Below are 22,070 nucleotides of genomic sequence, written 5' to 3'. Positions count from 1 at the left end.
CAAAATAATTAAATAGGTGAGAGGTTACATGAAATTTGTTCTTTGACAGCTAAATTTTAAATGAATATTACTTATTCAACTTCAAAAGTAGTTATAGCTCCATCAAGTAAATGAAATTTACCTTCTGCATTAGCCATACAATACAAAATATAAGTTCCGGGTTGTAAATCAAGGTCCATTCTTGCTGATAATCCCGGACCAATTGCAGAAGTTGAGTATAATCCTGATACTGGAGGTGGACCATCGTATGTTTGGTACCAGCTAATAACATCTTCAACAGATGATCCTTCATTTAATCTTGAGATTGCGGCCAAATGATATTTTGAGCCTGAGTTGGTTATTTCTACAGTTTGAGAACCACTATTTAGTGGTTGATTAAGGCTATGATTTTCATCAGTCATAGTAATTGTAACATTTGCATCCGGAAGAGGAGTTACTTGAATGCTATTAACAGCTACATGTAGAGGCTTATTTTCATGTCCTACAAAATGGGGTAGTGAGTCTGAACCCATCACACAAACCCAAACATAATTACCAGGTTTTAGTTCAAGTGATATTTTACTAATTCCATTTTGAGAAATAACTCCTCCCCAATGAGTCATCCATTTAGGTCTGTCCCCTCCGGTGCGAATTGAATCTGCATAAGCATTGATGAGTTGACTAGCTGTATAGCCTTCATTAAGCTTAATTAAATGAGCAGAATGCAGTTCTTTAGTCTGGTTTGAAAATGAAATTTCATAATATCCGGATAACAATGAATCGGGGGCTTTAAAACTATCTGGGCTTGTTAAAACAATTGCAACCTTTTTTTTATAAACGTTTGTTTCTGAGTCATCTACAGATTTTTTGCTACAGGCAGCAAAAATTATTAATAAAAGTATGAAAATGGGTAATTTGTTCATTTTGAGTCTCTTATTTACTGCTAAATTAAACTGTAGTTAGTTAGAATATTGGTTTTCAGCAATTAAATCTAAGACAAATTGTAATTGGCTATCTTTTTGATTTAGGATATCCTTAATATCAGGCTCAATAATTATGTCTGGAATAACCCCCTTATTTTTATCTCCATCCCATGAGTTGATTTTGATGCAAAAAACAGGAAATGTTACTTTTATACCTGATTTAGGCAAAGTGAACTGGGCAAATTTTCTTCCATCAACATCTTCATACGCACCTCCTGATTCAGTTCCAACTAAAGTTCCTGCTTTATGTGTTTTTGCCAACGCCAGAAATGAATTTGTGGCCGATCGGGAACCCCCGCCTTGGAGTATGAATACATCACCTTCAAAGTGAAACTTATCCTTGATTTTGATTGAATCAAGGATTTCACTGCGAATAAGGTAGTACCCGAAATCAGTTTCGATATAATTTCTTTTGCTTATTTTAATTTTTTTTGAATCAGGTAGACTATTGATGTATTTATAATCCAGGGTGTTGGTTTTCAGGTATTTGTATTGTGTGAAATCCTGATCAATTATATAGCTTAAGAGTTCTGAAGCCAACAAACCTTCACCACCTCTATTGTTTCTGACATCAATAATTAGTGAACTGATTTGTTTATCATGGATTTCTTCAAAGCATTTTTGAAAAAAGTCATGATAGTCTTTTATGTCTGCCGAAACAATCCAGTGAGCAAAAGTTGTAATGGTCATTAATGCTGTTTCACCTTTAATTTCGAATGAAAAAGGAGGGTCTTTTTCTTCCGGATATTCCGGGAATTGAAGTTCTTGATTTTTGGGACTGGGAATAACTCCTGTTATAGTTTCTGAAATGATACTGCTTTTTAAATTTGCCTTATACTCTATTTTAAATTGCTTTGGGGCTTCAATGAACAGGGCATAGGCTAATGCGAAATTATCATTGTAAGATAGCTGGTCTAATAATGCTGAATTGCTAAATGCTGATTTCATACCTGTAGCATGCTCTAATAAATCAATTATTTGGTCAATTGAAATGTCATTTATTGATGTTATTTCCGTTCCAATAAAATGTCTAAACTGATTAGTTTTTGTGTTAGTTATTAATAGCTTATTGTTTTTTACATATACTTCAAAAGGGAATAACGGTGATGAATAAATAATCTTTAAAATTTCTTGAGAAGGACTAATATATGAATGAGATTCTCTGATTAATGATTCAATTTTGGAAAGCATTCTGTAAAACTCAAGGGGAGATGTGTTTTCATTAATTTGCTTCTCAATAGCATCAAAGGTGCTTTCAAACTGTTGTTTTGAACTAAATCGATATAACGAAGGATGGTATTCAGTTAATGCTTTTTTATATATCTGGAAATCTTCCAGGTATTCAGGTGCAGTCTGAGATACAACCCAAAATGGAATAAATAAAAATAGAAATATAAGTCTCATTACGGCGTTTGAATAATCAACGTCCCTGAGTATTGAATAGTATTAAATGATTGATGTTAATCCTTGTTTTATGAAGTTTGTAATTAACTGATAATTATTGTTGTCAATTAATTTATATGTCATTCATTTAGATGTGAAGAAGAAAATTAATTAACCACCGATTATTTCAATATCCTTAGATTGGGCATATTTTCTTATAGTTTGCTTTATAGAAACTGATACATCAGGGTTAGTTTCATAGGTAAAGTTTTTGCTTTGGTTTTTGGAAACTATTTCAATAGTATAATGACCAAATTTTATCATCTGAATATCTTTCCATTGAAAATTTATTGTCGAAGAAAACACACCTGTTTTAAAGGATAATCTTTCTTGATCTGCTTCAAATTTAGGCGCATATTTAGACTTTCCAGATAATGCTAATATGCTATAAACAACTCCGATAACTCCCATGATTATCCAGCTGATAGCTAATAATGAAAAGCCATCATCTAATACCATCATAATACCCAACAAAGCATATATTAAACCCCCGATGATATAAATCCATCGGTTAGTTTTTAAGGAAAAGTTGTTTCTACTTCCTAAAAGTATTTTAGTCATCATTTGTTGTGTTTTGGTAGTTGAAAAATTTAATAATTCCAAACCAAAATTATGTGAATAACGATAGATTTGCAAGATTACATTTGTTATTCATTGATCTTCATTTATTTGATCTTATCTACAGTTATTACTCTAAATGTAGTGGAATTAATAGTAATCCTTATTTTGTATTCAGGGTTTATGAGGTAGTAGTTTTTACCGGATTTTATTATTTCATTTTCATTAGTATTTGTAATAATTGAAAAGATAAGGTTTTCTATTTCATTAGTAGTATAGTTAGTTGCTAGCTTTTTATTAATTCTTTGGTAAACAAGGGGTGTATAACAAAGCTTGTTAATGATTAATTGCTTGTTGATTTTCATTTCATAAATATTTACCCTTACGTTACACTAATGATAGCATATACAACGGCTACTAATGTAAAGAGAATGAAAAAAGCACTAAATATAAGGAAGAATTTAAATGACTTTTTTAAGGATGTCTTAATTGTGTAATTGCGATAATCATGATAAGCATAGGCATAATAAAGAAGAATGATTGCATATTGGCCGTATGTGAAAATGCCTTCCAGATTAGTTATTAAAGTGATTATTAATAATATGATACTTGAAAAAATAATTATCCCATTTATATAAGAATTGATAATCAGGTGTTCAGCATAGTTATCTGGTTTGCCAAAAACGAGATACGCTATTAATGCATAGAGTGGAAGTAGCAGAAATGAAATATGAAAATAATGCTTTTTTATAAAATCAGTTAATTTTTTAATATTGGCATTTGATTTTGATGGGACTGAAGCAGATTTTTCCTGATAATCATTAGTGTTTTTTAAACTTTTGCTATCAGTTTGTGACCCTGTAGAAATACGCTCCTCTGTTTTCGGGATAGGAAAAGTAATCTCCTCGATTTTTTGTGAATTAAAGCCGATTATTAATACATAAATCGTCATTGCTATGGCAAAAAAAGTAAAGGGAGGGGAGTACATTTTTCTTGTTCCCTTTAAATACTTTTCAAATACATGGCCCGGATTTGTAATTAACTTTCTTAATGTAGTCCAAAATCGATTATCCCACCCAAGTGATGAGTATAACCCTGATAATAAATATTTTAAAGTAACCTTCTCATTAATTATTTCTGCTCCACACTTACTGCAAAACAGATCTTCAGAATGCAATTCAGCTTTACAGTTTTTACATTCAATATTGGTATTGGTTGACATGTTTATTTATTAGAATTGATTGGTTGATAACTCTGGTTTAGATTTTTTATAGAACAATTATATGAATTATTTCAATAATATGAAGTCATATATATCAAAATAAAATTTTATAAAAGCCTGATAAAATTTCTACACAGTTGATCCTACCCGCAACGCTTATATATCCATTTATTAATTAAATCCTATGGTTTTAAAACCATTACTACTCTTCTGTTCAATGCTTTGTCTTTTTCCGAATTATTACTAGCTACCGGACAAAGTTCTCCGACTCCCTCTGCTGTAAGTTGACTTGCTGATACTCCAAAATTATTAACTAAAGTTTTCACAACTGTTTCGGCTCTTTCCTTTGATAATTTAAGGTTATAATCATGATTACCTGTATTATCTGTATGTCCGACAATGTAAACCTGTTTGCCTTTATTTGCTTTCAGGAAATTAGCTATTTCCTTTAACGTGTTGTCTGATTCAGTTTTTAATGTGGCCTTGTTAGTATAAAAATAGATTCCATAGAATGTAATCTGCCCCTCCTGATTAATGATTTTATTTATTTCCTGTGCTGAATAGACTACATCCTGCTTCATGGAGCTCTCTTTAATAGTAGTCACATTGTACATGCCACTTCCGTCAGCAAATACTTCTATGTAATAAGTATTATTTGATTTTTTAAGCTTAAAGTATGCTGAACCCGATTCATATAGAAGTTCGCCTCCTTGTTTTTCAACTGCATTTTGGTAGTTTCTATATATCTGAACATTCGAAGGTCTTTTTGACCATTCACCTTTCCAATCGTAACTTACCTTATGGACTTCACCTTCAACATTAAATGATTCATAATTACCATTTTCTGTATTTCTGGTAATTGAATATGAATCAAATTCTTTAATCTCACATTGCCTGGCCTCATGATTAGGCATTGGTGAAAACAGTGATTTTTGATCACATTCCGAAATTGATTGTGCATAGGTATAGTATGAACCGATAACCCCGGTTAATACAAGAATGAAAATTCTTTGTAGCATGAATGTATTGGTTTTTCTGTTATTTAATATCAATGCAATAGGATGAAAAATATAATACCTGATTTGCATGGCTGATATATAAATTTAATACATCCTGGTATAATTTATAAGACTTGTTATTGTAAAAATATTTTTATTATGTTGTTTGGCAAACCTATTATTTCCAATGTTCTTCAATAATCTGGTGAGTTATAGCCTTACCAACTACACTACCTTCATTAACTGCTCCTGCAACTCCTGTCCATCCAGATCGGGCATCTCCAATTATGTACAGTCCTTTTATTTCAGTTTCTTTATTTTCGTCAACTTTATAGCTTTCCATTCCAAAGTGACCATTTTCAATTGGTACATTCAAATTTCGAGCAAAGTTAGTATTCTCCACCGCCATAGTATCAGCTATAAAACCACCTTGTCTTTTAATAATAGTGTCATCTTCTAGTTCAATACCCGATAATATTCCATCTATAGATTTTAATTGCTTTATTTTTTTGTCAATTAGTCTAATGTTGTTGGTTTGAAGTGACTTCAATAATTCCTGATCAGTTACTTTCTCTCCATTTGTAAAGACAATTACATCATTTGACCAATGTGCAATCACTTTTGAAAACATAGGTCCCATCATAGCATCACCAAACACAGCCAATTGTTTATCGGCCATTTCAAAACCATCGCAAAACGGACAAGGATAAACTGATTTACCATACACATCCTCTAGCCCTTTGATTCCAACTTCTTTGATGTTATCTCTGTATCCGGTAGCGATGATTACTCTATTAGATGAATATGAATTTTCCTCACTTCTAACTTCAAAGTAATCATCAGTTTTTGTAACCTCGATTGCTTTTTCATTTTTATAAGTTACATCAGTGTATTTTGATAATTGTTCTTTTGCTGTTTTAAATATCTCAGAAGGATGGATGCCATCTTGTGTTAGAAAGCCGTGAGAATGAGTTGTTATGCTGTTTCTAGGGTTTTCAGCATTTAATACTAATGATTTTATCCTGCTTCTACCTAAGACAAGGGCCGCACTCATACCGGCAGGACCCCCGCCAATAATAATTACTTCGTAGTTCATTTAATATTAGGTTAAAATGTTAATTGCTTTGGTTATCTGGATTCTTGATTGCATTGAAATATGAAATCCATGCCATTTCAGTTATTTGGTCACCTGATTCATCCATTGAAGTTTTTTGATTTATAGCTGCATCTATTGTAGAAAAGTATAATTTTTCGACCCAATCAATAGTTAACTTTGGATTGATGACTCCTGAAGAATATAATGTTTTTAATAATCCCCTGATAATTGCCAACATCTCTTTATACTCTGCTGATTCTTTCTCTAATCCCTGTTGATTTGATTTAAAATTATAAAGAAAACGAAATTGATAACCACACTCAATGTCTTGCTCAAACATTGTTTTAAGTTGAATGTTGGGGTTATCTGAAATTTCAATAGAGGCAATGGTCTTCTTTAAGCAAGTACGACTGGCAAAAGCAACAATTTCTTTGATTAGATCCTCTTTACCTGAAAAATACCTGTGTAGAGTCCTTCTGTTTAAATTAACAGCTTCTGCGATTTCTTCCATTGGAGCAGAAGGTGAAGTACTTATTACCTTAATTGCTGCAAGTATTATTTTTGTTTTAGTATCTGTTGTCATGTCTCAATAGTGTGACAAAGTTACAAATGTCGCACTATTGAGACAATAATTTTTTAGATTTTATTGGTTATTTCATAGATGAATTTCTTCTGTTATTTTTTTATAAATATCCTTCGTATATCATCTTTAAATTTTCTACCAATCGGTATTTCCTTTTCATTAATAAATAATTGATAATTAGTTATTTTGGAAATGTGGTCTATGTTTACTGCGAATGATTTATGAACTCTGTAGATATTATGGAGCTGGTGGCTGGTGATAAATTCTTGCAGACCTGATTTGATTGTAATTGGCCCTGAATCTGTCATTACCTTTAAATAGTTCCCCATTGATTCAAGGTATAAAATAGCCTGCTCTTTAAAATTATACAATGTACCAGCGTCTTTTAGTATAATTGAACCACCTTCAAAAGAAGTGTTTTTCGTATTTAAGTACAATTGCTCAGAAGCTTTATTAATTGCTTTTAGAAATCTCGGAAAGGCTATGGGCTTAAGTAAATAGTCGATTACCTGATATTCATAGCTCTCCAATGCATATTCTTCATAAGCGGTAGTAAGAATAATTAATGGAGGGGTTTTAAGACTTTTCATGAATTCAATACCCGATAAATCAGGCATGTTAATATCCAGAAACATTAGTTGTACTGAGTTAGATTGAAGATAAGTTAACGCATCAACCGGATTCTTGAATGAAGCTTTTAATTTTACGGAACTAACTTTTTTAGCAAAGGCTTCAATAATTCGGAGGGCAGAAGGTTCATCATCAACAGCAATGCAGCTTATCTGGTTTTGATCCATAATTTTACCTGAAAGTATTTTTCTTCATTTTTAATAATTAACCGATGTAAACCGGGATATTTCAAAGAAAGTATTTTTTTTGAATTGTGGTTTCCACCATCTGAATTAATTCTTTGCGAATGATTGGTGTTTATAATATCCAATATCAATTCTTTTTTATTTACTTCGAGTTTAATACTAATTATTGATTTTTTGTCATGACGATATCCATGCTTAAAAGCATTTTCTACGAAATTAAGTAAAAGTAGGGGAGCAATTTTAAAGTCTAGGTTTTTAATATCAAATTCAGTATCTAATTTTAAATCAGTCAAATCAAATCGTATCTTTTGGAGATCAATATAATTATTGATAGCATTAATTTCTTGTTCCACCAGGACTTCATCTCGATCAATTGAATCAATAGTATATCTTAATGTATCGGTCAATTTAATAATCGACTCTTGTATTTTTTCATTTTCTTCTGTTACTGCTATTTCATAGATTCCATTGATTGCATTAAACATAAAATGTGGGTTTAACTGCTCTTTTAATTTATTATAAGTGTTTTGATTTTGATGAAGTTTTTTAAGAACCTGATAATTACTAAACCATCGGTATGCGGCAAAAATTATAATGCAGGTAAATCCCAGAAAAAGGTAAATAGCAAAAATTTGTATTACCGAATAGTCCCAATTTATAAGGGTGGACTTATCAACGTTTGAAGAAACATTATTATAATATATTCGAGCAATTATAAATTCGGCAATGATTGCAATTGATAAACTAATAACAATCCAATACAGGGATTTGATATGATGCCCAAATTGTGGTAATATTTTGTATAATACAATTATAACGAATATGGCTTTAAATAATGAGGCTATACAATACCAGATAAAGATAGAGTGGTTGGTGCTAACCAAATAACCAATATTTTTATAACCGTCTACAAAATAATCAAAGACTTCAACTCTGGAATCAACCCAAAATATCCAACAGATTATTATTAGAATCCAGAAAAAACAATGATTTAATATTCTTTTTCCATTCATGATCGTAAACTAATAATCTTTAACATTTTAAGCTATTATGGGTGATAATCGACGAGAATTACTATACCAACGACAATAAAAGCCACTTAATCCTATCAAATATTCGATTCTCAGTCGTTGAAATAGAACTTTATTAGTTGATCAAATAAATTTTTATTATCAAAAGAAATAACAAACATTTGATCAAAAAGCAGAATTATGAAGTTGTTAATTAAAATCCTCATTTTTGGCTTATGCATGTTTGTCATAGTCAACCATTTATTCTTTTCCACTTCTACACTCTATATGATTTATTCATTATTCAAAACCTTAATGATAATAGGTATAATTTATGGAGTAGGTTATTTATCCATTAAGTCGAATTTGCGATCAAAATATGGTATTTCCACCTTTGTGTTTGTAATTACTTTAATTATTTTGACTCATATAAGTCGGTTGTTTTGGCTTGTTGAAGTGGAGAATAAATTTTTTAAGTGGAGCTATTTGATAAAATGGCACAACTTTAATAATACATTCAATGCTATTTTAGTTAGTGGGTTAATTGGTGGATTAATTGCTTTTATTTGGTGGTTAATAAAGGCTTCAAAAAAACAATTAAAAAGAGTAGGATTAGTATTTATATTAATATCAACAGTATTTGTTAGTGGTTTTTACTTCTTTTTTTCACGAGATATTAGTAAAAATGAAATTTATTTGGATTACTCAATAACAAGTCTGGAAAAGATCAAAGAACTCGCTAAAACTAAAAAGAAGGTATTATATGTAGATATCTGGCATTCCGGATGTAAACCATGCCTCGAAGAATTCGGAAGGCATAATCAATTTACTCAAAGGATTGATGATGATAAGGTTCATTTATTATTTATCGGAGTTGATCGATCTGTTCCTGGTGAAAAACAAAAGCAACGTATTATTATTGAAAAATATGGTCTAAAAGGAACTCATTCATTTATCAGTCGTGAAACGTTTATTGAGATTTTAAATAATGCAGGATACAATGATGAAATACATGGGTATAAGGCATTTCCGCATCATATGATTATCGGGCCGAATGGTGAAATTATAGAGGTAAAGGCACAAAGTCCGTCAAATAATCTAGCCACAAAGTTAAATGGGATTAAAAACCAGGTGTTAGTTCAGTCGGAATAATAGCTTTACGATAGATTACATAGATATTTTAGTGTTAAATCTTTAAATAAGTAAAAGGAATTATATTACAACGGATTGAATTTTAATTCAATCCGTTTTTTAAATTGGATAACTTAATCTTAATTCCATTCTTTCTTAATATTTCTATTGCTTTTTTACTACGAATTCCTGATTTACAAAATATAATCAGTTCCTTATCTTGGGGCACTTCATGTATCCGTTGTGATAACTCATCAATGGGAATATGTATACTTTCAATGCTGCTTATTTGTCGTTCTTCCGTTGTTCGTACATCCAAAAGGTTGTATTCCTGAAAATTATTATAATATTCTTCTATGCTTATTTCCTCTACTGAATCTGAAAATCCACAAAAGCCAGGGTAATCACTGTCAAGGGTATTAATAGTGATTGAATTGTCTTTTTTGAATGAAAGGATCATTTGTTGCATCGAAAGAGCATCATATTTGAGAAGTTTACCATTCAACACATCACCTAAATCAAGGATGATTTTTAATGCTTCATTGGCTTGTAGACTTCCAATGATTCCAGGTAAAACACCAAGTACACCAATATCAGAACAATTTGGAGACTCATTAGGATTTGGAGGTGTAGGATATAAACATCTGTATGTTGGTCCGTTTTGATAATTAAAAACAGATACCTGTCCTTCGAATTTAAATATAGAACCAAAAACAACTGGTTTGTTTTTAATAACCGATGCATCATTAATTAAATATCTTGTTGGGAAATTATCCGTACAATCAATTATGATATCATACGGGTCGATAATTTCAAGAACATTTTCATTTGTTAGTCGCAGATTATGAACATCAAAAAGAACTGTAGGATTGTGAGATTGTAATCTGTCAGCTGCAGCGATTGCTTTATTTCTTCCCACATCCCAATATGAATATAAAACCTGCCTCTGAAGGTTGGAAATTTCTATTGCATCATCATCTAGTATACCTATTTTTCCAACTCCAGCAGCGGTGAGGTATTGTAAAACCGGACACCCTAGTCCACCAGCTCCAATTACCAGTACTTTAGCCTTCTTGAGTTTTAACTGGCCTTCAAGCCCCACTTCATTGAGAATGATATGCCTGTTATACTGTTGTTTTTCTAACTTATTGAGTTCCATCTACAATTAATTAAGAGTAAATCCTGTCCCAGTCTTTCCAAACTACTTCGTACCCTTGTGATTTGATAAGGTTTATTATTTCTTGGGTGCTTCTTTCGTCTGAAATTTCAAATTGCTCTAATGCTTGAGGCTCTACCGAATAACCACCTGGATTAGTTTTTGATTCGGCACTAATAGAAGTAATCCCAAGATTGATAATGTTGTTCCTGAAAGTTTCACTTTCCCTTGTTGACATCGATAGCTCAACATCTTCATCCAACATACGGTAAGCACATATTAGTTGTACAAGGTCTGCATCTGTCATTTCTAATTTTGGTTGAACATCGCCCTGATGAGGACGCAACCGAGGAAATGAAATCGAGTATTTGGTTTTCCAGTACGTTTTCTGCAAGTATTTTAAATGCAGAGCGGTATAAAAACTGTCAACCCGCCAGTCTTCAAGGCCAAATAGCGCTCCGATGCCAATTTTATGTATACCTGCTTTACCCAGTCGATCTGGCGTATCTAAGCGGTATTCGAAGTTTGATTTTCTGCCCTTTGGATGATGGATTTTATATGTTTCCTGGTTGTATGTTTCCTGATATACTAAAACAGCATATAATCCTTCTTCAATTAATGACTCATATTCTTCCTGATATAATGGTTGAACTTCAATACTGATATTTGAAAAATGATCACGAATAAGTTGAATAGCATGTTTTAAATATGAAACCCCGACAGTTTTATTTGCTTCACCTGTCACCAATAAAATATGATCGTATCCAAGACTTTTGATATGTTCTACTTCCTCGAGAATTTCTTTATCTGAAAGTGTCTTTCTGGGAGTATTATTAGTCATGCTAAACCCGCAATAAGTACAAATGTTCTGGCATTCATTAGACAGGTACATAGGAATGTACATCTGAATAGTGTTGCCAAATCTCTTTTTTGTGATCTGATTACTTCGCTGAGCCATTTCTTCAAGATATGGTCTTGCGGCTGGTGAAATCAATATTTTAAAATCATCAAGAGTGATTTTATTTTTTGTCAATACAACTCTAACATCCGATTCGGTAAAAGAATAGATTTCGTTTTTAAGCGAATCCCAATTGTATTGATCAAATGTATCTTTAAAACTACTCATTGAGGAAAGATGTTAATGGACTACTAGCTTCTGCGTGTTGTTTGATTGGTGCCAATTTTGCTTGATATGCGATACGGCCTGCTTCAACTGCTTTTTTAAAAGCGATTGCCATTTCTATTGGGTTTTGAGAAACGGCAATAGCCGTATTTACAAGCACCGCATCTGCACCAAGCTCCATAGCGTAAGCTGCATGAGATGGGGCTCCGATACCAGCATCTATAATTACCGGTACATTGCTTTGCTCGATAATGATTTCGAGAAAATCAAAGGTTCTGATTCCTTTATTACTACCGATGGGAGCGCCTAAAGGCATAACACATTGAACACCCACTTCTTCAAGACGTTTACATAAGACAGGGTCAGCATGAATATATGGCATAACAACAAACCCTTTTTTGACAAGTTCTTCAGCTGCCTGTAATGTTTCTATCGGGTCAGGAAGAAAGTATTTTGGATCGGGATGAATTTCTAGTTTGATCCAATTAGTAGCCAATGCCTCTCTTGCAAGTTCGGCAGCAAAAACTGCTTCTTTTGCAGTCCTGACTCCTGAAGTATTTGGTAAAAGGTTAATATGTTTTTCCTTCAGGTGTAAAAGAATATCGTCAGTTTCGTTATTTAATTCTACTCGTTTTAATGCCACTGTTACCAGTTCACTTTCGGAAGCTAGTATTGCTTCGCGCATTTGTTGTGAACTGCTAAATTTACCTGTTCCAGTAAAAAGTCTCGAACTGAAGGTTTTATCTGCTATTTTTAATTTGTCTTTCATTTAATTAGGTCTGATTTATCATTAAATCTTTTCCATTAAACCGGAATCAGTCAGTAATTCGCGAAGCTTACTCACATTATTAAAGTTTTTGGTTATTTCGCCGGAAACAGCTATTCCATAAACTCCTGTTTCTAATATTGAAGGAACATCGTTTAGGGTGATTCCTCCGATAGCAATGATCGGGATAGGAGAATTCAGAGATTGACAAATAACTCTATAACCTTGAGATCCAAGTACAGGGCTAAGATTATCTTTTGTAGTTGTAAACTGAAAGGGGCCAAGACCTATATAATTGATTTTTTTATTGATCAATGAATTGCAGTCGTCAAGTGTATTGGCTGTACCACCAATTATCTGCCAGTCTTCCAAATACTCACGGGCAATATCAGGGCAAGTATCAGTTTTTCCCAAATGAACACCATCGGCTTTTATAGTGGCAGCGACCTTAAAATAATCGTTAATAATTAATTTCGTTTGATAGCTACTTGTAATCTCACGAGCAATTCGGGCAACATTTAAAATAGTCGTCTCATCATAATTTTTTAATCGAAGTTGGACTAATTCAATGCCCTCAGCACACGCCTTTCGAATATTTTCGAGATGTTCTGCTGCAGTCTTTCCTTGAGATATATAGTGTAATTTAGGAATTATCATAATGAATGTTTTTGGAGTGAAAATGATTGGTGCGTACCAAGTAAACCCTGATTACTTGCTAAAAACTGCTCTGTATATTGCTTTGCCTTCCTGCTTGAATCTTCAAGTGTCAGTCCGGAAGCAATGCTTGCGGCTAAAGCCGATGATAAAACGCAACCACTCCCATGTTTTTCATAAACTGTTGAAAGCCTAGGGGAAAGAACCAAAGGCTTTTTACCATTTATATAAACTACATCTGTTCCTTTCTCTGTTTCATTATGGCCGCCCTTTAGGTATAGATTGGTATGCCTGGTAATATGGGCAATGGTTTCTCTAATAGTTTTTGCAGGATAGAGCAATTGTATTTCCTGATAATTAGGAGTAATCATGCATATCCTTTGCAAAATATTATCGAGTATAGAACTATTGCTATTTTCATTAAACTCATATCCGGCTGAGGCTTTTAATATCGGATCTAAAATGATTTTTATTGCTGGATTGTGTATTTTAAGTCTGTCAACAATGGTAGCTAGAGTATCCCAGTTTCTTACGACGCCTATTTTGACTACTTCTATTGTGAAGCGATCAAAAAGAATGTCTATCTGGTCTAGAATTATATTAGTTTCTACCCAATGTGAGGCTTTAAAATCAATATCATTTTGTATGGTAACTGAGGTACAAACCGAAAGTCCATAATTACCGAAAGCTTCAAAAGTTTTAATGTCAGATGTTAATCCGGCACCTGCTGAAGGGTCAAGTCCTGCAATAGATAATATATATCGGTTAGAAGCTTCTTTCATTTGAAAAGTATTTATAATATTTCTTTATCCTTGAAAACTCTTCAATAGGAGTGGGGCTGTTCCAGATTCCTCCAAGTACGCCTACACCATAAAATCCCAGACTGGTTATTTGACCCAGATTCTTAGAGGTTACTCCCCCTAAGCCGATAATTTGTTTATCGATGTGGTTTACATTAAATTCTTTGCCTTCATATCCTGCTTTTGAAATAGATGAAAATACCGGGCTAAGCATATGATAATTGAAATCAAATTTACATTGCGCCAGTTCTTCCGGGTCGTGAAATGAACTGCTTACGGTTTTACCCATATCAGATAGATCAGTAATAAACCTTTTCAAAGCGTGGTCATTCTCTCTTCTTTTTGCTTCCTGATAATGGACTCCTTTTAAGTTGTATTGATCAATAAGCTCATGGAAATAATGAATTACGATTCGGTTGTGAAATCTTTCATCTATCTGATCAAGATAATGCCTGTGTTCATGGAGATTTTTATTCGGCTTTCGTAGATGAAAGTATTCTAAACCTGCTTTAAATAGCAGGTTTAGAATATCCATTTCGTCATTCAAATCGATTTCCGGTGAGATCAGTACTATCATAAACTACAGGTATACTTCAGAACCCTTGTCTTTAAATTCCTGCGATTTTTCTTCCATACCTTTCTGGAACACTTCTTCGCCTTCTACTTCATTTTTTGCTGCGAAATCACGGACTTCCTGAGATATTTTCATTGAACAGAATTTTGGTCCGCACATTGAACAGAAGTGAGCAATTTTAGCTCCATCGGCAGGTAGGGTTTCATCATGATATTCACGGGCCCTTTCCGGATCTAGCGCCAGGTTAAACTGATCTTCCCATCGGAATTCAAAACGTGCTTTACTTAATACATCATCACGATGCTGTGCACCTGGATGTCCTTTGGCCAGGTCAGCGGCATGTGCCGCAAGTTTATAGGTTACAACTCCCACTCGTACATCCTCTTTGTTAGGAAGTCCCAGGTGTTCTTTAGGAGTTACATAGCAAAGCATGGCACAACCATACCAACCAATCATTGCCGCTCCAATTCCGGAAGTAATGTGATCATATCCAGGAGCAATATCAGTGGTTAAGGGACCTAATGTATAAAATGGAGCTTCATCACATACTTCAATCTGCTTTTCCATATTTTCCTTAATCATGTGCATTGGTACATGACCAGGGCCCTCGATAAAGCATTGTACATCATGTTTACGGGCAATTTTTGTTAGCTCTCCAAGAGTTTCCAGTTCAGCAAACTGAGCTTCATCATTCGCATCAGCTATCGAACCCGGACGTAGTCCGTCACCTAATGAAAATGCAACATCATACTGTTTTAAGATTTCACATATATCTTCAAAGTGGGTATACAGGAAGTTTTCTTTGTGGTGGGCTAAGCACCACTTGGCCATGATTGATCCACCGCGAGATACAATTCCAGTCACTCGTTTTGCTGTCATTGGAACATACCGAAGTAGAACTCCGGCATGGATTGTAAAATAATCAACACCCTGCTCAGCTTGTTCTATTATTGTATCACGGAAAATCTCCCAGGTTAGGTCTTCTGCTACACCTTTCACTTTTTCCAGTGCCTGATAAATAGGTACCGTTCCAACCGGAACAGGAGAGTTCCTGATGATCCATTCTCTGGTTTCATGGATATTTTCTCCTGTTGAAAGGTCCATTATATTGTCTGCTCCCCAGCGACATGCCCAGACGGCTTTTTCTACCTCTTCTTCAATAGATGAAGTTGTTGCCGAGTTACCGATATTGGCATTGATCTTAACCAGGAAATTTCTACCCAGAATCATTGGCTCAGCCTCCGGGTGGTTAATGTTGCTTGGAATCACTGCTCTACCACGGGCAACTTCATCACGAACAAATTCAGGAGTGATTTTCGAAGGAATTGATGCCCCAAAGGGTTCTCCTTTATGCTGCTCTTTTATTCTGGTCATTTCATCAATACGCTGGTTTTCCCTGATAGCTATATATTCCATTTCAGGAGTGATGATACCCTTTTTAGCATAGTGCAATTGAGTGACGTTTTCTCCCTTTTTGGCCCTTAAAGGCTTTTTTAAGTGTGAAAACCGCAAGTGGTCGAGTTTTGGGTTATTTAAACGCTCATTACAATACTCGGATGTGAATTCGTTAAGCTGTTCAACATTGCCACGATCTAAAATCCATTGTTCACGGATTCGTTCTATACCATTGTGAACATTTATTTCTTTATTTGGATCAGTATATGGCCCTGAAGTATCATAAACAGTAATGGGTTCATTGGGAGTTAACTCACCAGTCATTGAGTTTTTAGTGTCACTCAAAGTAATTTCCCGCATTGCTACTTTTATTTGCGGATGAATTTTTCCTTTTACATAGATTTTCTTCGAATTTGGAAACGGATGTCGTGTAATCGTTCCCTGCTTAGGTGCAGTGTCCTTTTTTTTCATAAACTAAGATTAAAAGATTCGACAATAGCGGATTAACCCCCTTGAGTAGCTTTAATAATCAGGATGTTATCATTTTGATTTACCAACTGTGATTCCCAGGTATTCCCAGGAATGATGTGGTTGTTGATGGCAACGGCAATACCATTGCTTGAAGTATTGATTTGATTAAGTAATTGAAGAATGGTTGAATTTTCCTCAATCTCGATTTCAGTTTCATTTACATTAACAGTAACCATAGGTCTGAGTTATTAGTGTTAATCCGTGAAACTTTAAGGGAGTATGCTTTGAAAAAAAGAGTGATTTGTTAAATCATCTTATTTTGAAAAGAAAGAAGTTCGAAGTAGAACTCTGCAACTTTTCCCTTCGGCGGTACTAACCGCATCAGGTTCAAAGGGTATTTCTCAGTCCCGACCGGGACACCCCTAAAGTATAATAACTCAAAGTAGAAAAATAATTTCCAGAAAATAAAGGAAAGTAGATTAAATCTCAAAATAAGGTTTAATACTTATAAGCTATAGTTGTATTTTTAGTTTAATATATCACTCAATGACTGTTGATGGTTTTGAACTCATCTCAAAAATAATTTCACCTCCATCAACAATATCTGAATGTGTCAATATGTTCCCTCTTAACATTTGACCATTAACTGAAATACTTTTCACATAAACATTTTCTCTGCTCTGGTTTTTGGCAATAATTTTCAGATTTTTTCCATTAGAAAGGTGAATTTTAGCCTCCTTTACCAGAGGGCTTCCTATTGAATATTCAGCTGATCCAGGAGTGACAGGATAAAATCCTAAACTGCTAAAAATGTACCATGCACTCATTTGTCCGGCATCATCATTTCCACATAACCCTTCAACTGTAGGCCCATACATTGTATCCATAATCATTCGTACGCGTTCCTGGGTTTTTTCAGGATGGCCTGTCCAATTATATAAATATGGGATGTGATGTCCGGGCTCATTACCATGCACATAGTTACCAATGATCCCGTCACGTGTTATATCTTCATGTTTTTCTATGTACTTGTCATCAATTTCCATGGAGAATAACGAATCTAGTTGGTTGGTCATTCGTTCTTTTCCTCCCATCATAATTATCATACTATCAATGTTTTGCGGAACATACAATCCGTAATTCCAGGCATTTCCTTCAATAAAGCCCTGGCCATGAGTGTCCATCGGATCAAAATTTTCTCTAAATGACCCATCTGACATTTTTGGTCTCATAAAGCCAATTTCCGTATCGTATACATTTTTATAATAGGTTGAACGTCTTTTAAATTGCTCTGCAACTTTAATATTTTCTGTTTGCTTAGCCATTTGATATATACACCAGTCATTATATGCATATTCCAATGTCTTGGAAACCGAAGAGTGACTTTTGTCATCTGGCACATACTGATAATCAATATAATCTCCCAAACCATCAAAATAACGCACCGAAGCTGTGTTTACTGATGCTTCTAATGCACGTTCATAGTCGAAATCTCCTACATTTTTTGCCATTGCATCGGCTATGACCGAAGTTGCATGATATCCAATCATACACCAGTTTTCATTAGCATAATGTGACCATATTGGAAGCATTTTATGAACACTTTGATCGTGGTGAGCCAGCATTGATTTGATCATGTCATTATTGCGGTCAGGCTGAGTGATATTAAATAATGGATGTAATGCCCTATAGGTATCCCAAAGTGAAAAAATAGTGTAATTTGTAAATCCATCTGAAGTATGTATATTCTGATCTAACCCACGATATTTTCCATCTGCGTCTTCATAAATAATCGGGGATAAATTGGTGTGGTACATGGCAGTATAGAAAGTTGTCTTTTGATCTTCATCAATAGTTTCAACTTCTATTTTTGATAATTCACTATTCCATTTATGTTTAGTTTCATCTTTTACCTGGTTAAAATCCCAATGAGGAATTTCGGCTTCAAGATTAGCCATTGCTCCGGCTGAACTTACACTTGACAAGGCAAATTTTAATTTAATTTTATCACCTTTATTTGTTTTAAAATTGAAATAGGCACGAATGTCTTTTCCAGCCATTTCAGGAAAGTTTTCATACTGGTTAAATCGTCTGTAAAACCCGTCATATTTTACTTTATCGTATTTTTTATGGCCATAGCTGCTAAATGGTTTAGAGAATTTTGCAGCAAAAAATATTTTTTTGTCTCTTGCCCATCCTTTAGTTTGTCGGTAACCAGTGATTGTCGAGTCATTTTCGACTCTTATAAAGGTCCATACATTTTTATTGTCATGATGATAGACATTATATACCATATCCAGAATTATATGCGCACTATCTGATTGAGGAAAAGTATATTGATGAAACCCTACTCGCTCGCTGGCAGTTAGCTCTGCCAGAATATCATAACTTTCAAGATTAACCGAGTAATAGCCTGGCGATGCATTTTCTTTATCATGGTTGAAAACAGAATAAAACCCTTTATTTCCTTCTTTAGTCTTTATTGGATCTAAGATTAATTTCCCAGTAGTTGGCATAACAAGAAAGTCACCTAAATCAGAGTGACCAGTACCACTGAAATTAGTATGTGCAAAACCGATAATGGTAGTATCGCGATACTGATAGCCAGCACAATATTCATAAGTTTCAGGGTTGTATTTATTTTCGTCATCAAACATCACCTCAAAGTTTGTTTGCGGGCTAAGTTGTACCATTCCGAAAGGTGCGGTTGCTCCTGGAAATACATGCCCCATTTTGCTTGTGCCTATAAATGGATTGACAAATTGTGTATAATCTTTATCTGATTTAATGGCAGAAGTGACTTCAGTTTCTTCCTCCTTGCAGGATACAAAAAGAAGTGTGCAGAGAATCACGAGTAAAATATTTTTCATATTATTTACGAGAATAATGGTTTCAAAAAATCAATTCAAGGGTAAAAAATATATAGTGGTAATTAACCTATTAAAAAACTTTAATCCAGAATATCATCTAGCCAGTGAATAATATTTAAAAGTAGCTGGTAGTTTTGTGGGGCCGTACTATTATTCATACCTACTTTTCGTTTTTGAGGCCCTGCCAGTTGGGCAGAAAACATGGCAGCTTCGCCGAATACAACAACCTTTCCTTTACCAAATTGCTTATATGCTCCCTGCGACCATCCATTGACATTATATTTTTGAGTATGGTCATCAAATACCCATGCAGTGTCAGGAAGATAGTTAACATATTTATCATCAAATGTAAGGATAGAAGTTGCATCTTCTGGTATTTGAAAAGCCTGACCTGTAAATGTTGCAATTTGATCGACAGTTTCTGAATCATTCCGGCCTTTTGTAATTACACAATTATGTAAAGTATTACTCTTAGTATTAAAAAGATCCGGTGTTTTTGATTCCGGATTAAATACAAAACCATTGGTGAATTTGAATCCAAATGCTGATGCAAGATCTTCAGCCGCTCCCGCCATTGGCATGTGATCTGCTATTAAAAACAAACTTCCTCCATTAAATACCCATTCTTTAACTATTTGTATCTCGTCCCTGGTAAATGCCGAGGGTGTGGGGAGATGCCATTTTTTCTGGTTTTGTTCGTTTAATGCATTAGATATAACCAGAATTTTACCTTTTAAAAGATTAACACTTTTAAAATCTCCAGAGTATTCACGTACTTTATAGCCATCACGTTCAAGCAATGTGGCAAATGATTTATATCGACCGTTTTTCGTATGGAAATTGAAGTGTCCTTCATCAATAAAAACAACGGGTCCTGATTTATAAGGATAAGCAGGGTTTTTTATTACCGGACTATATGTGGAATCGGCAATTTGCTGTGCAAATAGTGCTAAATTTGAACAGAATATTAGTGTAATTAGAAATGATCTCATTTAGAATCTCATTTATTAGGCATATTTGAATGAATATATACTTTCCATTCACCATCTTCATTTTTCTTCAAAACATCCAGATATTTCAAACTAACCTCCATTATTAAAGAATCACCCTTTGGTTGAAGTACAAGTACTCCTGAGTGTCGGTGAATGGCTATATCGTCCCTGATTATAATTTCTTCAGAATTCCAGTCTTTCAATCGAATACTTTCATAACTATTAACGAACTCAATCAATTCAGTCTTAAGTGTTTCATCATTTGGTTTAGCAGGTGTGCCTGGTTCTGATAATATAAAATCATTGGTTACATATTTAAAGTATGTATCCGGATCCATATTCTCGGAAACGTCTTCAACCCAGCTTGTGAATAGTTCTTTTATCTTTTGCTCCTCATTATTCAGGTCGCCAGTTGTTGTTTCTGTAGAATTAGTGCAACAGGTTAATCCGATTGCCATAATTAGCAATAGTGATAAAAAGTATTTCATTGGTCGATAGAATTTTGGCTTAATAAAATTATTCAACCTTCAATATAATGTTGAAAGCTGAAATACAGTAATTTATAATGATAAATATTGTGATAATTAAAGGGTTAACTTAACAATTAATTATCATCTATATATTTATCCGGGATTTTTAAGTTATCTGATTCAAGAGTCCAAAGTAGATTAACAATCCACCACCTGTTATCAACTTTTACTAATTGGTAGCTTGTAATTCCTCTTTCTTCATTACCTTCACTATCCTTACCATAAAAGCTTTGAAAAACCTGTGCAATTCCATTGTATTCATCGACTACTTTAGAAATCTCCCTTTCCTCGTATCCCTCTTCATAGTAAGGGTCCATTAGAAGAATAAGAAATTCATCAAGGGAAACTGTTTCAACATATGATGAATCACCATGATTTAGAATAGCAAATTGAGCTGAAGGAATGAATAAATTTCTAATTAGCGAAGTGTCCATTTTTTCACCTTTAACAATGGTAATCTGGTCGAGAAACTCAGTAATAATCCCTTCTATTGAATTATGTTTTTCTTTTGAAGGTGTTTGGGCTATTGAGGTCTGGAAAGATAATAGTAGTAAAATAATACTTGCAAAATGTTTCATTTTTGAAATTGAATGAATCGTAGATATCTGAAGTTATGATTACTTTTTAATCTATAATATTAATTGTTTAAAAGATTGAAACTTGTTTTAAATTCCTTTGTCTTTAATACCTTAAAATCATTTTGTCAATAATATTTTCAAAGTGACTTCACGGAATTTAATATATATACCTGACCGTTATTGGTTGGTGAATAATGATTTATTAATTCTCAAAGTGTTACTGATTGATAATTAGTAATATAGCTTCATTTTTTTTCTTATTTTTTTGAAAAAGTTATGATGAATAATTGATGTAGTTGAAAGTGTCTTTACTGCGTCTGGGATAGGATTTCGCTCCTGAGTA

23 protein-coding genes and 1 riboswitch are annotated in these 22,070 nt (G+C 33.7%); of the genes, 1 reads left to right on the top strand and 22 read right to left on the bottom strand.

Features of this window, described 5'->3' with window-relative positions; genetic code table 11:
- Nucleotides 1-71: 71 nt before the first annotated feature.
- From HH304_RS04975 to HH304_RS21175, 10 genes are all read right to left on the bottom strand, one after another.
- A complete protein-coding gene (locus HH304_RS04975) occupies nt 72-902 on the bottom strand; it encodes a hypothetical protein (RefSeq protein ID WP_169678573.1) in 831 nt (276 codons plus the stop codon).
- A gap of 36 nt (nt 903-938) precedes the next feature.
- Nucleotides 939-2,366, bottom strand: a complete 1,428-nt coding sequence (locus HH304_RS04970) for a S41 family peptidase (protein ID WP_169678571.1) — start codon at nt 2,364-2,366, stop codon at nt 939-941.
- 150 nt (nt 2,367-2,516) lie between these two features.
- Nucleotides 2,517-2,969, bottom strand: a complete 453-nt coding sequence (locus HH304_RS04965; protein WP_169678569.1) for a hypothetical protein — start codon at nt 2,967-2,969, stop codon at nt 2,517-2,519.
- A 101-nt stretch (nt 2,970-3,070) separates the two neighbouring features.
- The gene (locus HH304_RS04960) at nt 3,071-3,328 is read right to left on the bottom strand and encodes a DUF3781 domain-containing protein (protein WP_271711508.1); all 258 of its coding nucleotides are present in this window, start codon (nt 3,326-3,328) and stop codon (nt 3,071-3,073) included.
- Nucleotides 3,329-3,345: 17 nt separating this feature from the next.
- Entirely contained in the window at nt 3,346-4,185 is an 840-nt protein-coding gene (locus HH304_RS04955) for a DUF3667 domain-containing protein (RefSeq protein ID WP_169678567.1), read from the bottom strand.
- 182 nt (nt 4,186-4,367) lie between these two features.
- Nucleotides 4,368-5,204, bottom strand: a complete 837-nt coding sequence (locus HH304_RS04950; protein ID WP_169678565.1) for an OmpA family protein — start codon at nt 5,202-5,204, stop codon at nt 4,368-4,370.
- 157 nt (nt 5,205-5,361) lie between these two features.
- Nucleotides 5,362-6,279 (bottom strand): NAD(P)/FAD-dependent oxidoreductase, encoded by a 918-nt coding sequence (locus tag HH304_RS04945; protein ID WP_169678563.1) that lies wholly within the window; start codon nt 6,277-6,279, stop codon nt 5,362-5,364.
- Nucleotides 6,280-6,298: 19 nt separating this feature from the next.
- Nucleotides 6,299-6,862, bottom strand: coding sequence for a TetR/AcrR family transcriptional regulator (locus tag HH304_RS04940; protein WP_169678561.1), 564 nt, complete (start codon nt 6,860-6,862; stop codon nt 6,299-6,301).
- A gap of 92 nt (nt 6,863-6,954) precedes the next feature.
- Complete coding sequence (locus tag HH304_RS04935; protein ID WP_169678559.1) at nt 6,955-7,659, bottom strand: LytR/AlgR family response regulator transcription factor; 705 nt, start codon at nt 7,657-7,659, stop codon at nt 6,955-6,957.
- Nucleotides 7,641-8,690, bottom strand: coding sequence for a sensor histidine kinase (locus HH304_RS21175; protein ID WP_271711507.1), 1,050 nt, complete (start codon nt 8,688-8,690; stop codon nt 7,641-7,643). Before HH304_RS21175 ends, HH304_RS04935 begins: the two co-directional genes overlap by 19 nt.
- A gap of 312 nt (nt 8,691-9,002) precedes the next feature.
- Between HH304_RS21175 and HH304_RS04925 the strand changes: the two genes are divergently transcribed.
- A complete protein-coding gene (locus HH304_RS04925) occupies nt 9,003-9,839 on the top strand; it encodes a TlpA family protein disulfide reductase (protein WP_169678555.1) in 837 nt (278 codons plus the stop codon).
- 82 nt (nt 9,840-9,921) lie between these two features.
- On the opposite strand, the gene moeB is transcribed toward HH304_RS04925, so the two are convergent.
- From moeB to HH304_RS04865, 12 genes are all read right to left on the bottom strand, one after another.
- Nucleotides 9,922-10,977, bottom strand: a complete 1,056-nt coding sequence (moeB, locus tag HH304_RS04920) for a HesA/MoeB/ThiF family protein (RefSeq protein ID WP_169678553.1) — start codon at nt 10,975-10,977, stop codon at nt 9,922-9,924.
- 10 nt (nt 10,978-10,987) lie between these two features.
- Nucleotides 10,988-12,100, bottom strand: coding sequence for a 2-iminoacetate synthase ThiH (gene thiH, locus HH304_RS04915; protein WP_169678551.1), 1,113 nt, complete (start codon nt 12,098-12,100; stop codon nt 10,988-10,990).
- A complete protein-coding gene (locus HH304_RS04910) occupies nt 12,093-12,866 on the bottom strand; it encodes a thiazole synthase (RefSeq protein WP_169678550.1) in 774 nt (257 codons plus the stop codon). Before HH304_RS04910 ends, thiH begins: the two co-directional genes overlap by 8 nt.
- Before the next feature lie 21 nt (nt 12,867-12,887).
- Complete coding sequence (gene thiE, locus HH304_RS04905; RefSeq protein ID WP_169678547.1) at nt 12,888-13,520, bottom strand: thiamine phosphate synthase; 633 nt, start codon at nt 13,518-13,520, stop codon at nt 12,888-12,890.
- The gene (locus HH304_RS04900) at nt 13,517-14,299 is read right to left on the bottom strand and encodes a hydroxymethylpyrimidine/phosphomethylpyrimidine kinase (RefSeq protein WP_169678545.1); all 783 of its coding nucleotides are present in this window, start codon (nt 14,297-14,299) and stop codon (nt 13,517-13,519) included. The genes thiE and HH304_RS04900 overlap by 4 nt, the downstream gene beginning before the upstream one ends.
- Nucleotides 14,283-14,894 carry a thiamine phosphate synthase gene (locus HH304_RS04895; RefSeq protein ID WP_169678543.1) on the bottom strand — a complete coding sequence of 204 codons (612 nt, stop codon included), beginning with the start codon at nt 14,892-14,894 and terminating at the stop codon, nt 14,283-14,285. Before HH304_RS04895 ends, HH304_RS04900 begins: the two co-directional genes overlap by 17 nt.
- A gap of 3 nt (nt 14,895-14,897) precedes the next feature.
- Nucleotides 14,898-16,757, bottom strand: coding sequence for a phosphomethylpyrimidine synthase ThiC (gene thiC / locus HH304_RS04890; protein WP_169678541.1), 1,860 nt, complete (start codon nt 16,755-16,757; stop codon nt 14,898-14,900).
- 32 nt (nt 16,758-16,789) lie between these two features.
- On the bottom strand, nt 16,790-16,993 hold the full coding sequence (gene thiS / locus HH304_RS04885) for a sulfur carrier protein ThiS (protein ID WP_169678539.1): 204 nt from the start codon (nt 16,991-16,993) through the stop codon (nt 16,790-16,792).
- A gap of 105 nt (nt 16,994-17,098) precedes the next feature.
- Nucleotides 17,099-17,191, bottom strand: a riboswitch (TPP riboswitch).
- A gap of 105 nt (nt 17,192-17,296) precedes the next feature.
- The gene (locus HH304_RS04880) at nt 17,297-19,627 is read right to left on the bottom strand and encodes a GH92 family glycosyl hydrolase (protein WP_169678538.1); all 2,331 of its coding nucleotides are present in this window, start codon (nt 19,625-19,627) and stop codon (nt 17,297-17,299) included.
- Nucleotides 19,628-19,707: 80 nt separating this feature from the next.
- Nucleotides 19,708-20,619: a DUF4350 domain-containing protein gene (locus tag HH304_RS04875; protein WP_169678536.1), complete on the bottom strand. Its 912-nt coding sequence runs from the start codon at nt 20,617-20,619 to the stop codon at nt 19,708-19,710.
- 8 nt (nt 20,620-20,627) lie between these two features.
- Entirely contained in the window at nt 20,628-21,107 is a 480-nt protein-coding gene (locus tag HH304_RS04870; RefSeq protein ID WP_169678533.1) for a YybH family protein, read from the bottom strand.
- A 116-nt stretch (nt 21,108-21,223) separates the two neighbouring features.
- Nucleotides 21,224-21,727 carry a hypothetical protein gene (locus tag HH304_RS04865; RefSeq protein WP_169678531.1) on the bottom strand — a complete coding sequence of 168 codons (504 nt, stop codon included), beginning with the start codon at nt 21,725-21,727 and terminating at the stop codon, nt 21,224-21,226.
- Between the last annotated feature and the right edge of the window lie 343 nt (nt 21,728-22,070).

It is taken from the genome of Marinigracilibium pacificum (assembly GCF_012926615.1).
In the GTDB taxonomy this organism is placed as follows: Bacteria; Bacteroidota; Bacteroidia; order Cytophagales; family Cyclobacteriaceae; genus Mangrovivirga; species Mangrovivirga pacifica.
Note: the sequence above shows the minus strand (reverse complement) of the source record. Positions and strands in the feature narration are given on the sequence as shown.

Coding starts and splice junctions, on each gene's coding strand:
- HH304_RS04935 (WP_169678559.1), bottom strand. CDS start 7,659: ATGGATCAAAACCAGATAAGCTGCATTGCTGTTGATGATGAACCTTCT.
- HH304_RS04950 (WP_169678565.1), bottom strand. CDS start 5,204: ATGCTACAAAGAATTTTCATTCTTGTATTAACCGGGGTTATCGGTTCA.
- HH304_RS04865 (WP_169678531.1), bottom strand. CDS start 21,727: ATGAAACATTTTGCAAGTATTATTTTACTACTATTATCTTTCCAGACC.
- moeB (WP_169678553.1), bottom strand. CDS start 10,977: ATGGAACTCAATAAGTTAGAAAAACAACAGTATAACAGGCATATCATT.
- HH304_RS04910 (WP_169678550.1), bottom strand. CDS start 12,866: ATGAAAGACAAATTAAAAATAGCAGATAAAACCTTCAGTTCGAGACTT.
- thiH (WP_169678551.1), bottom strand. CDS start 12,100: ATGAGTAGTTTTAAAGATACATTTGATCAATACAATTGGGATTCGCTT.
- HH304_RS04960 (WP_271711508.1), bottom strand. CDS start 3,328: ATGAAAATCAACAAGCAATTAATCATTAACAAGCTTTGTTATACACCC.
- thiS (WP_169678539.1), bottom strand. CDS start 16,993: ATGGTTACTGTTAATGTAAATGAAACTGAAATCGAGATTGAGGAAAAT.
- HH304_RS04895 (WP_169678543.1), bottom strand. CDS start 14,894: ATGATAGTACTGATCTCACCGGAAATCGATTTGAATGACGAAATGGAT.
- HH304_RS04970 (WP_169678571.1), bottom strand. CDS start 2,366: ATGAGACTTATATTTCTATTTTTATTTATTCCATTTTGGGTTGTATCT.
- thiE (WP_169678547.1), bottom strand. CDS start 13,520: ATGATAATTCCTAAATTACACTATATATCTCAAGGAAAGACTGCAGCA.
- HH304_RS04900 (WP_169678545.1), bottom strand. CDS start 14,299: ATGAAAGAAGCTTCTAACCGATATATATTATCTATTGCAGGACTTGAC.
- HH304_RS04945 (WP_169678563.1), bottom strand. CDS start 6,279: ATGAACTACGAAGTAATTATTATTGGCGGGGGTCCTGCCGGTATGAGT.
- HH304_RS04870 (WP_169678533.1), bottom strand. CDS start 21,107: ATGAAATACTTTTTATCACTATTGCTAATTATGGCAATCGGATTAACC.
- HH304_RS21175 (WP_271711507.1), bottom strand. CDS start 8,690: ATGAATGGAAAAAGAATATTAAATCATTGTTTTTTCTGGATTCTAATA.
- HH304_RS04965 (WP_169678569.1), bottom strand. CDS start 2,969: ATGATGACTAAAATACTTTTAGGAAGTAGAAACAACTTTTCCTTAAAA.
- HH304_RS04975 (WP_169678573.1), bottom strand. CDS start 902: ATGAACAAATTACCCATTTTCATACTTTTATTAATAATTTTTGCTGCC.
- HH304_RS04925 (WP_169678555.1), top strand. CDS start 9,003: ATGATAATAGGTATAATTTATGGAGTAGGTTATTTATCCATTAAGTCG.
- HH304_RS04955 (WP_169678567.1), bottom strand. CDS start 4,185: ATGTCAACCAATACCAATATTGAATGTAAAAACTGTAAAGCTGAATTG.
- thiC (WP_169678541.1), bottom strand. CDS start 16,757: ATGAAAAAAAAGGACACTGCACCTAAGCAGGGAACGATTACACGACAT.
- HH304_RS04880 (WP_169678538.1), bottom strand. CDS start 19,627: ATGAAAAATATTTTACTCGTGATTCTCTGCACACTTCTTTTTGTATCC.
- HH304_RS04940 (WP_169678561.1), bottom strand. CDS start 6,862: ATGACAACAGATACTAAAACAAAAATAATACTTGCAGCAATTAAGGTA.
- HH304_RS04875 (WP_169678536.1), bottom strand. CDS start 20,619: ATGAGATCATTTCTAATTACACTAATATTCTGTTCAAATTTAGCACTA.